The sequence below is a fragment of the Sphaerospermopsis reniformis genome (assembly GCF_005402885.1).
Taxonomy (GTDB): domain Bacteria; phylum Cyanobacteriota; class Cyanobacteriia; order Cyanobacteriales; family Nostocaceae; genus Sphaerospermopsis; species Sphaerospermopsis kisseleviana.
Window position 1 is genome coordinate 1 of the sequence record NZ_BJCE01000163.1, and the last position, 12,376, is coordinate 12,376.

At 36.4% G+C, this 12,376-nt stretch carries 16 protein-coding genes; 10 read left to right on the plus strand and 6 right to left on the minus strand.

What is annotated here, in order from left to right; all coding sequences use genetic code 11:
- Nucleotides 1-751 (plus strand): sensor histidine kinase (locus FFR48_RS19300; RefSeq protein ID WP_236104118.1); only part of this gene is annotated, 751 nt, incomplete at its 5' end.
- Nucleotides 752-840: 89 nt separating this feature from the next.
- A complete protein-coding gene (locus tag FFR48_RS19305) occupies nucleotides 841-1,965 on the plus strand; it encodes a hybrid sensor histidine kinase/response regulator (RefSeq protein ID WP_137668496.1) in 1,125 nt (374 codons plus the stop codon).
- A gap of 110 nt (nucleotides 1,966-2,075) precedes the next feature.
- Here the strand turns inward: FFR48_RS19305 and FFR48_RS19310 are convergent, their stop codons facing one another.
- Nucleotides 2,076-2,528, minus strand: coding sequence for a response regulator (locus FFR48_RS19310; RefSeq protein ID WP_137668497.1), 453 nt, complete (start codon nucleotides 2,526-2,528; stop codon nucleotides 2,076-2,078).
- A gap of 699 nt (nucleotides 2,529-3,227) precedes the next feature.
- On the opposite strand from FFR48_RS19310, the gene FFR48_RS19315 reads away from it, so the two are divergent.
- The 4 genes from FFR48_RS19315 to FFR48_RS19330 all read left to right on the plus strand — a co-directional run bounded on the left by FFR48_RS19315 (nucleotide 3,228) and on the right by FFR48_RS19330 (nucleotide 6,805).
- Complete coding sequence (locus FFR48_RS19315) at nucleotides 3,228-4,430, plus strand: AAA family ATPase (protein ID WP_137668498.1); 1,203 nt, start codon at nucleotides 3,228-3,230, stop codon at nucleotides 4,428-4,430.
- A 369-nt stretch (nucleotides 4,431-4,799) separates the two neighbouring features.
- The gene (locus tag FFR48_RS19320; protein WP_096568391.1) at nucleotides 4,800-6,110 is read left to right on the plus strand and encodes an amino acid permease; all 1,311 of its coding nucleotides are present in this window, start codon (nucleotides 4,800-4,802) and stop codon (nucleotides 6,108-6,110) included.
- Between the two features lie 175 nt (nucleotides 6,111-6,285).
- Nucleotides 6,286-6,459, plus strand: coding sequence for a hypothetical protein (locus FFR48_RS19325; RefSeq protein ID WP_162501919.1), 174 nt, complete (start codon nucleotides 6,286-6,288; stop codon nucleotides 6,457-6,459).
- 73 nt (nucleotides 6,460-6,532) lie between these two features.
- Complete coding sequence (locus FFR48_RS19330; protein WP_137668499.1) at nucleotides 6,533-6,805, plus strand: GlsB/YeaQ/YmgE family stress response membrane protein; 273 nt, start codon at nucleotides 6,533-6,535, stop codon at nucleotides 6,803-6,805.
- A 122-nt stretch (nucleotides 6,806-6,927) separates the two neighbouring features.
- On the opposite strand, the gene FFR48_RS19335 is transcribed toward FFR48_RS19330, so the two are convergent.
- The 3 genes from FFR48_RS19335 to FFR48_RS19345 form a co-directional block, all read right to left on the minus strand.
- Nucleotides 6,928-7,695, minus strand: a complete 768-nt coding sequence (locus FFR48_RS19335) for a ChaB family protein (RefSeq protein ID WP_096568385.1) — start codon at nucleotides 7,693-7,695, stop codon at nucleotides 6,928-6,930.
- A gap of 60 nt (nucleotides 7,696-7,755) precedes the next feature.
- Nucleotides 7,756-8,295 carry a Dps family protein gene (locus FFR48_RS19340; RefSeq protein ID WP_137668500.1) on the minus strand — a complete coding sequence of 180 codons (540 nt, stop codon included), beginning with the start codon at nucleotides 8,293-8,295 and terminating at the stop codon, nucleotides 7,756-7,758.
- Nucleotides 8,296-8,438: 143 nt separating this feature from the next.
- Nucleotides 8,439-8,807, minus strand: coding sequence for a hypothetical protein (locus tag FFR48_RS19345; protein ID WP_137668501.1), 369 nt, complete (start codon nucleotides 8,805-8,807; stop codon nucleotides 8,439-8,441).
- A gap of 312 nt (nucleotides 8,808-9,119) precedes the next feature.
- Between FFR48_RS19345 and FFR48_RS19350 the strand changes: the two genes are divergently transcribed.
- On the plus strand, nucleotides 9,120-9,971 hold the full coding sequence (locus FFR48_RS19350) for a polysaccharide deacetylase family protein (protein ID WP_137668502.1): 852 nt from the start codon (nucleotides 9,120-9,122) through the stop codon (nucleotides 9,969-9,971).
- Nucleotides 9,972-10,151: 180 nt separating this feature from the next.
- Here FFR48_RS19350 and FFR48_RS19355 read toward each other — a convergent pair whose 3' ends face one another.
- Nucleotides 10,152-10,541 (minus strand): alr0857 family protein, encoded by a 390-nt coding sequence (locus FFR48_RS19355; RefSeq protein ID WP_137668503.1) that lies wholly within the window; start codon nucleotides 10,539-10,541, stop codon nucleotides 10,152-10,154.
- A 163-nt stretch (nucleotides 10,542-10,704) separates the two neighbouring features.
- Complete coding sequence (locus FFR48_RS19360) at nucleotides 10,705-10,938, minus strand: hypothetical protein (RefSeq protein ID WP_236104119.1); 234 nt, start codon at nucleotides 10,936-10,938, stop codon at nucleotides 10,705-10,707.
- A gap of 107 nt (nucleotides 10,939-11,045) precedes the next feature.
- Between FFR48_RS19360 and FFR48_RS19365 the strand changes: the two genes are divergently transcribed.
- From FFR48_RS19365 to FFR48_RS19375, 3 genes are all read left to right on the plus strand, one after another.
- Nucleotides 11,046-11,381: a hypothetical protein gene (locus tag FFR48_RS19365; RefSeq protein ID WP_137668504.1), complete on the plus strand. Its 336-nt coding sequence runs from the start codon at nucleotides 11,046-11,048 to the stop codon at nucleotides 11,379-11,381.
- Nucleotides 11,382-11,501: 120 nt separating this feature from the next.
- Nucleotides 11,502-11,696 carry a hypothetical protein gene (locus tag FFR48_RS19370; RefSeq protein WP_137668505.1) on the plus strand — a complete coding sequence of 65 codons (195 nt, stop codon included), beginning with the start codon at nucleotides 11,502-11,504 and terminating at the stop codon, nucleotides 11,694-11,696.
- Nucleotides 11,693-12,268, plus strand: coding sequence for an SRPBCC family protein (locus FFR48_RS19375; RefSeq protein WP_137668506.1), 576 nt, complete (start codon nucleotides 11,693-11,695; stop codon nucleotides 12,266-12,268). Before FFR48_RS19370 ends, FFR48_RS19375 begins: the two co-directional genes overlap by 4 nt.
- Nucleotides 12,269-12,376: the final 108 nt, after the last annotated feature.

Genomic DNA, 12,376 nt, shown 5'->3' on the forward strand with positions numbered 1-12,376 from the left:
ACGTCCTAAATTTGGTCAACTTACCAATCAGCAAGCGGATCTGGTAGAGCGTATCCTCAATAATGGTAAGCATTTACTGATGTTATTGAATGAAGTTTTAGACTTTTCTAAATTGGAGGCTGGTAAATTAGAACTAAAACCGGAAATATGTGACTTATCAAAGATAGTTAATAATACTGTAGGTGAAATTCGTTCTTTAGCGGAAGCAAAAAAGTTATCTTTGTTAGTGGAAATAGAATTAGAAAATACTTTGGTATTTAATGATCCGGTGCGCGTACATCAGATTTTAATTAACCTGCTCTCCAATGCGGTTAAATTTACAGAGTATGGAAGCATTAAAGTAGAAGTGAAAGAAATTACCAGAAATCAATTATCAATTAGTATTAAAGACACAGGAATTGGTATTTCCCCTCAAGATTATCAACATATTTTTGAGGCATTTCGACAAGTAGATCAAGGTATTAGTCGTAAATATCCAGGAACTGGACTGGGTTTAGCAATTATTGATTCATTGGTACAAATGATGGGAGGTAAAATATTTCTAGAAAGTCAATTAGGAGTGGGTTCGGTATTTAAAATTGAATTGCCACGTCAAATCTCATTATCACCTCATGCGGGAGATAATACTAGAGATAATTATAGTTGGAATGTCGGTAGTGATGATGGAATTTATTATTCTCAGCAAAATCTACCTCACCTACCATTTCAATTCAATAAAGTTTCGCTAGGATATCCTGATCTGAAACTTTAAATTACTGTCAACTTCCATGTAAATTCCCAAGTGTAGATTCCAGAGTAGATTAATTTAGATTAATGACCAAAAAGTTGTAAACATAAACTATGTCTTTTGTCAAAAGTGATAAGGTTGATCGTATCCTCGCCGTTGATGATACAAGAGATAATTTAATTTTAGTACAAACACTCTTAGAGAGTGAGGGTTATGAAATTGATTTAGTATCAGATGGAGCAACTGCTTTACAAAAAGTGGCACAATCTCCACCGGATCTGATTTTACTAGATGTGATGATGCCAGGAATGGATGGTTATGAAGTAACACGGAGAATTCGCGATAATCCTGATCTGGGTTATATTCCAATTTTGTTAATCACAGCTTTTCATGAATCTAGTGTAGTGGAAGGGTTAGATGCGGGTGCTGATGATTTTATTCGCAAACCATTTGATACTGATGAATTATTAGCCAGAGTGCGATCGCTATTGCGACTGAAGCATAGTATTGATGATCAACAAAAAATGACCCATCAGCGAGAAGATTTTGTTTCGCGTCTGACTCATGATTTACGCACACCTTTAGTAGCAGCTGATCGAATGTTAGCTTTGTTTCAACAGGAGACTTTTTGTAAAATTTCTCCAGAAATGAAACAAGCGATCGCTGTGATGATTCGCAGTAACCAAAATTTAATGCAAATGGTCAATACCTTACTAGAAGTTTATCGCTTCGAGGCAGGTAAAAAGACCTTAAATTTGGAAAAATGCGACTTAACAGAAATATCTGAAGAAGTCATCAGTGAACTAACTCCCCTTGCTGTTGAGAAAAACTTAACTCTCAAATTAGATACCCATGAGTTAAACCAGGTAGAAAATCATGGAGGAATTGTCTTAGGTGATAGATTAGAACTACGCCGAGTGTTGAATAACTTAATTGGTAACGCAATCAAGTTTACAGATACAGGCGGTGTAGAAATTCGCATTTTGAAAACTTGCCCCACCAAAACACATCAAGGTGAAGTAGTAATTGAAATTGAAGATACTGGTTATGGCATTGCACCAGAAGATCAAGCAACAATTTTTGAGCGATTTCGTCAAGGGAGAAATAAAAGATCAGGTAGTGGTTTAGGACTGCATTTATCACAAAGAATCATAGAAGCGCATGGTGGAAAAATCGAACTTTTATCAGAATTAAGTAAAGGTAGTATATTCAAAATCAAACTGCCAAAGGAAACTTAATTTTTTAGGAGTCAGGAGTCAGGAGTCAGGAGTCAGGAGTCAGAAATAAAACCCTGTGACAGCAAAGATTAGTCATAAAAATTTTGAAGTCATAAAAATTTTGATTCTATTTACCTGCATGGTTCAAACGGAGAATAAGGCTCAAATTTGTGATCAAGAAAACGACGAATAATTGCCTCTAAATCCTCCAGCATATAGGGTTTACTGATATAGTCGTCAAAACCTGCGCCCAGGATACGTTCTTGCTGTTCCCTGCCAGCTAAAGCTGTAACAGCAACAACAGGAATGTGGCGAGTTAATGGATCTTGCTTTAAATATCGCACAACATCTAGACCATTCAACCCAGGTAACAGAATATCCAACAAAATCAAGTCTGGCTGATATTCTTTTGCTACTAGGAGTGTAGTGTAACTGTCATTTTGACAAATAAATCTACACCCTAGTAACTCCAAAGTATAACTAAGTAGTAATAGACTATCATCATGATCTTCTACTACCAAAATCAAAGGCGGCTGAGAGTTTTGCTTCTTTTCATCACTCATGAATGAATGTGTCAGATACATCTAGTCTCCAGAAGATTAAATTGGGCTTTATCGTCTTGATAGTCAAACTAGGCGATAATCCCACAAACCATAAGACGTGCTGATTCAAGATTAGCTAGTGTTTTGCTGCCACTCAGTTGATCATCCTTACCCACATTCAACAGGAAAGAACAACTCAATCTGAATAGCTTTAGTAGACACCCCTTGATTATATGCAAAATTACAGAATATTTTCCTCATAAGTTCACAATAACTTTGTAGAGAAAAAAGGCATAGTTATTTACTTTAGTATCACTATTGACATATCTATAAGCAAAAAATTAAATTACACTAGTTGCATTAAACATCCTATCCAGTATGAAAATAAACTGTTAAATTTATGACTTCAGTGATTTATTTTGCTGTCAATATATGCGAAATTGCCATATACCCCCATCAATTGAGAAATTTCCTAAATACAGCAGACGATAAACATTGCTAGAAATATTACTTGAATTGCGATGGTATTTTGTAGGTTTGTAAAGAAGTGATATGATACTTGCTCAAACTGAACAATTTTAAGCATAATACTTGACGTAGCTATATTTATGTAGTATAAAGTTACATTGTAAGATATACCAGACTAATTATGTAACAAGAATCAAATATCAACCAGGTTTGACTCCTGTACGGACGTTCCACTGGAACGCCTCTAATCCTCACTACTGACTACTGACTCCTATGGATTTTGACTATTTCCGAAATAATGATAGTAGTTCCGCGAACAACAATCGTCACAACCTACTAGCTAGTGGTTGGCGACCATTTCAGCGTGATTTTGATTGGGACTATTTCCAACAACTAATATTAAATGATACTCAAGAGTTAACACAAAGAAGTATTAATCTAGTCAGTTTTTATGCAGACGCTTTAGCCAGAAAAGATTATACCTGGTGGGCAAATATATTAAATTTAGCTTCTGACTATACTCGTAGTGAATTTCAGAAATTTTGGAACTTCGTCACACCCGATGCACTCACACCAGATTATCGTTATAAAGACGTTTTAAGTACAGAAACTCCCATTGTCCAATTTGTCAGCCGTAACAGCATTCCTATTGATTATGTACTGAATTTATTGCAAGAAATTACTGTTTTGCGCGTTCTACGTTTATTGGAACGTCCTGATATTATCACCCAATATTATGCAGAAAGAGATTTCTATTTCCCCGTCGAAAAATTTGTTAGTTGGGAACGGTTAGATGTCGTCAATACCGTTTATGCTTACTGGTTTCAACACGATATTTGGTTACAAATTGACCCCTATGATCGGGGACGCAGACAATATACTTTAATGTCAAAAAATTTAGCCCCATTAATCAATAAAGCCACTTATGATTTAGCAGTGATGTTAAGTGGATATCAAAGCCGTGTCGGTAAAGTTCATAATCAATTTCCCATTCGCACATTTCCCCAAGAAATTCAAGATTTTACTGATTCAGTGCAGCAAGCTATTCTCAATCAAAATCAATTAGCAATTGTGGTACATGGAGAACCAGGTACAGGAAAAACAGCATGGACACAATCAGTAGCCAAAGAAATTTTAGTACCTTTAGGTTATGTCATCTTTATTTTGGATCATGATGCCATTACTAACTTTGTGCCACCCAACTATTTAGAGAAAATTTGTATCATCATCAACGAAGCTGATAACTTAGCTCAAGATAGAGCTTCAGAAGTAGCCCAATATAACAACAAAACTGAACATATTTTAGCCTTGTTAGATGGGACTTTGTACCAAAGTGTAATTGATGAATCTGGTGTACAAATGAAGCAGCATTTAGTGGTTTTGATGACTTGCAATACTACAGAAAGATTAGATCCCGCTATGTTACGTAAAGGAAGAGTAGATTTAATGTATGAGTTTACAAAGCGGTTTGTTTAAAAAATCAGTTATCAATTGATAATTGACAATTTTTTCATTCAAAGTTTAAAACCTCCCCTTTATCTCGTTATTTCGTTCCCAGTTTCTAACTGGGAATGCCATCACAGAGTCTCTGACTCTGCTATCCCATAAAGGCAGAGCTTTTAATACAGCTATTTTCAGGTAAATAAAACACATTTTGATTTAGGTTTCGCATCAATATGTGGTCTAAAGACATGAAAACTGCTGTAATTCATTCTTATACTCTGTATGGGAACGAGAAAAACGAGGAATTAGCGGAAATCAGAGATTTTTGCTAAAATTACTGATATCAAGTAATATCAAGTAATATTTTCTTGCCGCTTTGGGCAGATATCTAAGCAAAAACCCATGAATCAAGTTCTCAAATCAGAACAAAAGCAAGTCACCAGATTATTTTCTCACCTGGAATTTGATGGTAATAAATTAAATCATCAACCAGGTAGCGTTTTAGGAAGCACTGCTTTGATAGCTGGAACTACTGTTGGTGCTGGTATTCTTGCCCTACCTGCGGTAACTTTACCATCGGGTATTTTACCCTCTACAATTGTCATTATTGCAGTTTGGTTATACACCTTATTTTCCGGTTTATTAATTGCCGAAGTAACCTTAAATATTATGGGTGCAGAAGGCATGACTAGCATAGGTTTTTTGGCAACTGTAGAAAAGACATTGGGAAAAACAGGATCTAGAATTGCTGGTGGTGCATATTTGTTTAAGCACTACGCCCTTTTAGTGGCGTATATCAGTAAAGGTGGAGATATTTTATTATCGACATTAACTAAAATAGTTGGGTTAGAAAATATTTTACCTAACTGGATAGGAACAACAACTTTTACATTGTTATTTGGTGGCATTCTCTATTTAGGAAAAGAAAGATTTATTCAGAAATTAAATAGTGCCTTTGTGGCAATTGTCATTACTTCTTTTCTTGGATTATTGCTGCTAGGATCAGGACAAGTAAAAAGCTCACAATTTCTCTTTCAAAATTGGCAAGCTGTCGGTGGTGCAGTTTCTGTTATTTGTGTAGCTCTTTTTTATCATAACGTTGTGCCTGTAGTGGTGACACAACTAGAAGGCGATATCACCAAAATCAGGAAATCAATTATTATCGGTTCTGGCATTCCTTTGATGATGTTTTTGGCTTGGAATGCTGTTATTTTAGGCAGCGTTAGTCCTGATATCCTCCAGAATAATTCACAAAGTGGCAGTGTTTTTGATCCCTTACAAATTTTGCTTTCAGGAGAAGCAGGAGAAATTTTAGGATTAGTTTTAACTGTTTTTTCAGAGTTCGCAATTATCACCTCATTTATCGGTTTTGTTTACGGTTTAGTCGATTTCTTTCAAGACATTTCTCGGATGACAAAAAATCAAATTTCTCGGTTTCCTATTTTCTCACTTGTGCTATTTCCACCCATGAGTTTAGGAACAATAAACCCCAGCATATTTTTTACTGCTCTAGACTATACGGGAATATTTAGTGTTTCGATTTTAGGAGGAATTATTCCGGCAATTATGAGTTGGCAACAACGAGAAAAACAAAAGTTAACAGATGGTATTTATCAATCATTGATACCAGGTGGTAAAATTACATTAATTATGATGATTACAGTTGCATTAGCCCTGATATGCAAACGAATTTTCTCAATGTATGCCAATTAAATACCAATTTCAATACAGCACTTTCCTTTGTCATGAGGTACACGATTGGCGGGCAAGACTTGTACTGAGCGACTTGTACTGAGCCTGTCCTGAGCCTTTCCTGAGCCTGTCCTGAGCCTGTCCTGAGCGGTGTCGAAGGGCGAAGTCGAAGTGCGGAGTCGAACTACGTCGAAGTATGCCCACCCCACAATATTTATTTGATTTATTTGATTTATTTGATTTATTTGATTTATTTGATTTATTTGATTTATTTGATTTATTTGATTTAATTATTCACAAAAAATACAATTACCCACAAACTATAAGTCATGAATTATTAATTATCAATTATCAATTATCAATTAATTAAATCTCTCTTTTGATAGACTTAATGAGTAGATAAAATTACTAATCTATAGATGGAAATTTTCATGGAATAAACTATGAATATTATTGCTTGGATAATTCTGGGTCTGATCGCCGGAGCTATCGCTAAAGCTATTTATCCTGGTCGTCAAGGTGGCGGAATTTTAGCCACAATGGTATTAGGAATTATTGGTGCTTTAATAGGTGGAACTTTAGTTACTTTATTGGAAACAGGAACATTACAATTTACAGCCGCAACCTTGAGCATACCCGGTATAATTGTGGCTATTATTGGGGCAATGATCGCCATTTTTATTTGGGGCTTAGTTACTGGTCGTACCAGTCATTAATGGATGAGTTTAAGATGATTGAATCCTGAGTTACGAGATATTAGCAAATAAAATTTAGTCAATGATAAAAAGGTAATGAGTTTTACCCCATTACCTATTACTCGTTATGGAAATAAAAGAAATTAAACACCAACTTTTTGTTTTGACCACACACCATTTTCATCTTCATCAAATTGTTGATGAACCGCATCCCAAGCAGATTGTTCAGCGGTAAATTCATCGTTGGTTTCATCAAGTACAGTGTTATAGTGCTGAATGAACAATTGTTGTGATTCTGCTGATAAATGAGCGCGAACTTCAGGAGATAAATCTTCTGGACTGTTACAAGGACCCGGACAAGGATGGGTAAGTGTTTTACCAATGGTGTGCATTTCTTCACCACCAGAACTTTCTAATATTAATTGAAATTCACCGCTGCGATCGCTCGGAATTTCTACCATTAATAAAAACTCTCCCGCTTGTAAACGAGTTTGATAAACCGCTGCTTTATCTTCTGGCATTCCCATAGCCGTAAAAACCGATACCAAGCCAGCGCCAGCACTACCAGCGATCGCACCACTCGCAGCACCCAGCAACACCGCACCAATAGGTCCTGCTGCCACAATTGGTCCGACAAAAGGAATAAACAATACTCCTACACCTGTAAGTAAGCTGAGGAAAGAACCAAACAAAGATCCAAAAATTGCCCCTGTTCTCAAACCTCCTAAAATCACATCGCGCTTGGTAATAAAACCAGAAATTCGCGTTTCTGACTGGAAATTTCTCCCCATCACTGAAATATGATCTTTCGGTACACCTCTATTTAGTAAACGACGAATTACATCATTAATTTGCTTTTGTTCTTTAAATACAGCTGAGATGGTACGCTCTGCTTGATATCCTTCTGGCACTTGTTTACTCCTTTTAATTTATCTTCTCTTTGTGTTGAAAATTGTGTGGCAAATTCTTAACTAAACACCCACCGGAACTTTAGTTTCTGTTGGTTGTTGTTTGGCATTTGGTTCTAATGCTTGTCCTTCAATAAATGAACGTAGGATCCAAGCCATTTCTTCATGTTCTTCCATCAAATTAGTTAAAAAGTCGGCGGAAACTTGATCATGAAATTCTTCACTACAACGATCTACATGATTTCTTAAATTACGAATAATCTGCTCATGATCTTCCACTAATTGATTTACCATTCCTGTTGCTGTAGGAATTTCTCCGCTATGTTCTTTGAGAGTAGCAATATTGAGAAAACCTTCCATTGTACCAATGGGATAACCACCCAAAGTTCTAATTCTTTCTGCTATTTCATCAATATTTTCTGTAATTTCTTCATACTGTTCTTCCCACAATTCATGCAGCGTGCGGAACTGAGGACCAACAACATCCCAGTGATATTTTTTAGTTTTTACTACCAGCACATAAGCATCTGCCAAATCTTGATTTAACAAATCCACCACACCGCGACGTTGTTCTTCTGTCAATCCAATATTGATTGTATTCATGCTCATTATTTGCCTTTCAACTATTAACTACTTACTTAATAAGTTCTCAAAATATCGACATTATCCACATCAACCCAATAAAACCAATTCAAAACCGAAAAATCATAATTATGAATTATGAATTATGAATTATGAATTATGAATTATTGCTTGCTGCCTGTAATTTTTTCCAAAAAACTTTCTACTTCCTGTTCTACTGAAGTAGTCCCACTTTCGGTATTTTCAGGACGCTTCATTTTTTCAATATCAGCTGCTCCTTGAACCTCGTTAAGTCCTCTCCTAGTTTTTTCTTGAAATTCTTTCATTCCTATGGGTGGTTTTTTAGCAGCTTCATCAGTTTTGCGTTGAGTTTCTAATAATTGTGTCGTTCCTTCTGTTGGTTCACTTTGATAACTACTGATAGCTAAAGCAGGAAAAGCATTGAATAAAAATATGAAGGTACAAGCAAAAGCTAATACTATCAATCTCGATGCTAATTTCCATCTAGATTTAGCAAAATCAAGAATCTTCATTTTTATATTCTTCCACTCTATTTTTCTATTTTCTTTCTAGTTTCAGATTAATTGACTGTCAGAGCATTTTCATCAATCTTACGAGAGAATTAGGTTGAATTTTGCACTAAAAAGCTCATCAAAATCTATCTGGAGATAGAAAATCTCACTGCCGCTAAACTATCAAACTCTGTCTTTGTATATTCTGTTACTTATATTTGAGAATTAAGGGTATGAATTTTATACCAATGAAACCTCTACCCCAAATTGAGATTTTCTGTTAAAACTGTAAAAGTTCAAATTCTCATATTGTGAACTATATCACAGAAATCAATGCTAAACCTTGTTAATTCTACTTCCACAAACAACGACAACAAAACAAGAAACATTATTTTTGTTGCCACAATAGCATTATTTCTAACTGATTGTACCAGTAACCCAAATACACCACAACCAAACACTAACAGCGAAGCCTTTGGTGTTTCCATTCCTGAAAATAAAGTAAACACAAAATCACAACCACCAGCAAAAATCGAAAACCTGAATTTTACCGTTCCAGCTAAATTTCAAGGCAAGACAGTTTATCAAGTCAAACTCAAAAACAATGAAAAAGTGATTGCGTTAACTATTGATGATGGTCCCTGGACAACAACCACAGAAGCAATGTTAGATATTTTCAAAGAACATGATGTCAAAGCCACATTTTTTTGGGTAGGAAGTTCTTTAAAAAATCATCCCGAAATTGCTAAAAGAGTGGTAGCGGAAGGTCACGCCATTGGTAATCATACCTGGAATCATTTATATAAAAGAATGAGTCCAGCCACAGCTAAAAGTGAAATTGAAAAAACCAATGATTTAATCTATCAAACCACAGGGGTAAAAACATCTATATTTCGTCCCCCTGGAGGTTATTTAAATAATGGTTTAGCTGCTTATGCTAAAAGTCAAAATAAAGCCGTTGTCATGTGGTCTTTAACTTCTGCTGATACCGATCCCCGTGCCAAATATCAAGTGTTTGTGAAAAATGTGGTTAAAGGTGCAAAACCAGGAGCTATTGTTTTAATGCACGATGGGGGAGGAAATCGAGAAAGAACTGTAAAAGCATTGCCAGAAATTATCACAGGATTGAAACAACAAGGTTATAGATTTGTCACAGTTCCCGAATTATTAGAAATGGAACAATAATATAGCAGGAGTCAGGAGTTATTGATTTTGGATTTTGGATTTTGGTGAAGCAGTGCGGTCTTGGGGGTTTCCCCCATGAGCAACTGCTGAACCCGCAGGGATTGTTTTTGTTATCTCCAATCTAAAATCTAAAATCTAAAATCTAAAATTTTCCTCCCTATTCCCTATTCCCTGCCTAATTTAATCACTTAAAACAGATGCACAAACTTGAGCTTCTTGCCAAAGTTTATGTAAAAAGAACTCAGTGCGATCGCTCATTGTCGTTATAAACACACCCTGGGCTTCTTCCGCACCATCTGATAACCAAGAACCCCGCAAGGTGATTTCCAAATACTCAGCATCACAGGTAGACAGAGCTATAATTTCACCGTCATTTCGTTGTGCTTCAGCCTTGAGCCTTTCTACTCCTGGTAAATCTACAGGTAGCAAAAAGGAAGCCGTGCTAGGTTCAAAATGTAGCGTTTGACCGATTCGCAGCGCCAAAATCACTCTTTGCGCCACCCATTCTTCCAGTGACAGCGTGATACACTCTAAATAAAAGCTTCTTTCGGTATAATTTAATTTCAGCATTTCTTATGCTCTCCTGTTATTCCAGGTTTGCTTGCAAATCTGTCATTAGTCACCAATCACCAATCACCAATCACCAATCACCAATCACCAATTACTGATTAAAAACCCCCGCTTTACCTATATCGGCAGCGGGGGCTAAAATTGACCTGATACTTTTCTGGTCTTATTCCGGTACAACATTTTCCCTGTACCTCCCGCTTGTTATCTCTAATAGTGGTTTAATATTCAGCAGATCAAAGTTGATATATCTAAAATCATAATTACTCTCTGTGTTTTGTCTTGGATGCTGACTACCATCGGCCATAAATAAATACTCCACTTCCACAACAACAATTTCCCAACTGGCCTGACAGTTGCTGGGATGGAAGGGACTGGAAATGGGGTAAATGAATTTCACAAAAAAATTCACCTCAAAAAAATTTTATCTATTGAACATTCCTTTAAACATACTACACTTGTATTACTATCTTGTCCATATCTATATCTATAAGGAGAAAAAATCAAATGCATACCATCGCACGCACCTCAACCACCGACATGGAAGTTACCAGCATCCGTTTAGAACGCGAACTGAAAGATAAACTGAAAGAGATAGCAGGCAATCAAGGATATCAAGCTTTGATTAGAAATGTTCTCTGGAATTATGTGCAGCAAAAATCAGGTGAGTGGAAACCCCGATTTTCCCGTGCTGACATTCGAGCGAGTATAGCGGCTACAGCCCAGCAAGATGAACGTTGTGTCCTCACAGGTAAGTTAATTGAAGCTCAACAGCCAATGTTATTAGGACTGACAAAGAATGGCGACATGGTTCCTCTAAGTGTTGAGAGTTTGGCTCTATAGCAAATTATAGTCCAGGTTGCTTACCAGTTATGATCATAGTGCTGGAACAAAGTTTGTATTGGTTAATTATCAAATATTAAGCAAGCCACAACCACCAGGAGAAAGTATCGAAGCTAGTAGGTGAAGATACTTTCTCGTGGTTTACAGGGTAGGAACAATCAAATGTTAGTAGCTAGAAGCAGCCTATATCTTTATTTACAGGGAGCGATCGCTGTTGAGAGTAACCCTATTGACAACTCTCAGTTGAGCGAAATTTGTTTTACCCTCACACTACCTCAGTTTTCCTCAGCAACTCATTCACATTCTCAACAGTGACTACAGAAAACAAAACAGCGGGACTTGATTCCCCCAACCTCATTGATGACAATGCTCTAGAAACCAACTTGGATATTGATCCAGTCATCATCCAAGTGGAGAAATTAGCAGAACGACAGCGGCAAATTACCGCCCAGGTTCAAATTCCCCACTCCATCGAAAAAGTCTGGAAAATTCTCACAGACTATGAAGCCTTACCTCAATTTATCCCTAATCTCGCCAAAAGTTGTTTGTTAGAGCATCCCAATGGAGGTATACGTCTAGAACAGATAGGATCTCAGCGTTTGCTCAATTTCAAGTTTTGTGCGCGTGTGGTTTTGGATCTAGAAGAAATCTTTCCCAAACTCATCAACTTCCAAATGGTAGAAGGAGACTTCAAAGGTTTTTCCGGTTGCTGGAGCTTAGAACCTTATACCGTTGGTACAAGTCAAGGTACTAAGCTGTGCTACACAATTCAAGTTTGGACAAAGCTAACAATGCCAATAGCAATTATTGAAAAACGTCTCAGCAAAGACCTACAACTAAACCTCATAGCAATTCGCCAAAGAGCTAATGAGCAAGTCCTAAGTTGACAATTTCATAGACAAAACTATACTTATATTGACAAAAATCAATATATTTTTAGGAAAAAATCAACTACTTGATATATAATACGGTGATATCAAGTATTGAATTGAGAC

Bases quoted from the DNA above. Each gene is read 5' to 3' on its own strand.
- FFR48_RS19305 (WP_137668496.1), top strand. From the start codon at position 841: ATGTCTTTTGTCAAAAGTGATAAGGTTGATCGTATCCTCGCCGTTGAT.
- FFR48_RS19310 (WP_137668497.1), bottom strand. From the start codon at position 2,528: ATGTATCTGACACATTCATTCATGAGTGATGAAAAGAAGCAAAACTCT.
- FFR48_RS19315 (WP_137668498.1), top strand. From the start codon at position 3,228: ATGGATTTTGACTATTTCCGAAATAATGATAGTAGTTCCGCGAACAAC.
- FFR48_RS19320 (WP_096568391.1), top strand. From the start codon at position 4,800: ATGAATCAAGTTCTCAAATCAGAACAAAAGCAAGTCACCAGATTATTT.
- FFR48_RS19325 (WP_162501919.1), top strand. From the start codon at position 6,286: ATGCCCACCCCACAATATTTATTTGATTTATTTGATTTATTTGATTTA.
- FFR48_RS19330 (WP_137668499.1), top strand. From the start codon at position 6,533: ATGAATATTATTGCTTGGATAATTCTGGGTCTGATCGCCGGAGCTATC.
- FFR48_RS19340 (WP_137668500.1), bottom strand. From the start codon at position 8,295: ATGAATACAATCAATATTGGATTGACAGAAGAACAACGTCGCGGTGTG.
- FFR48_RS19345 (WP_137668501.1), bottom strand. From the start codon at position 8,807: ATGAAGATTCTTGATTTTGCTAAATCTAGATGGAAATTAGCATCGAGA.
- FFR48_RS19350 (WP_137668502.1), top strand. From the start codon at position 9,120: ATGCTAAACCTTGTTAATTCTACTTCCACAAACAACGACAACAAAACA.
- FFR48_RS19355 (WP_137668503.1), bottom strand. From the start codon at position 10,541: ATGCTGAAATTAAATTATACCGAAAGAAGCTTTTATTTAGAGTGTATC.
- FFR48_RS19365 (WP_137668504.1), top strand. From the start codon at position 11,046: ATGCATACCATCGCACGCACCTCAACCACCGACATGGAAGTTACCAGC.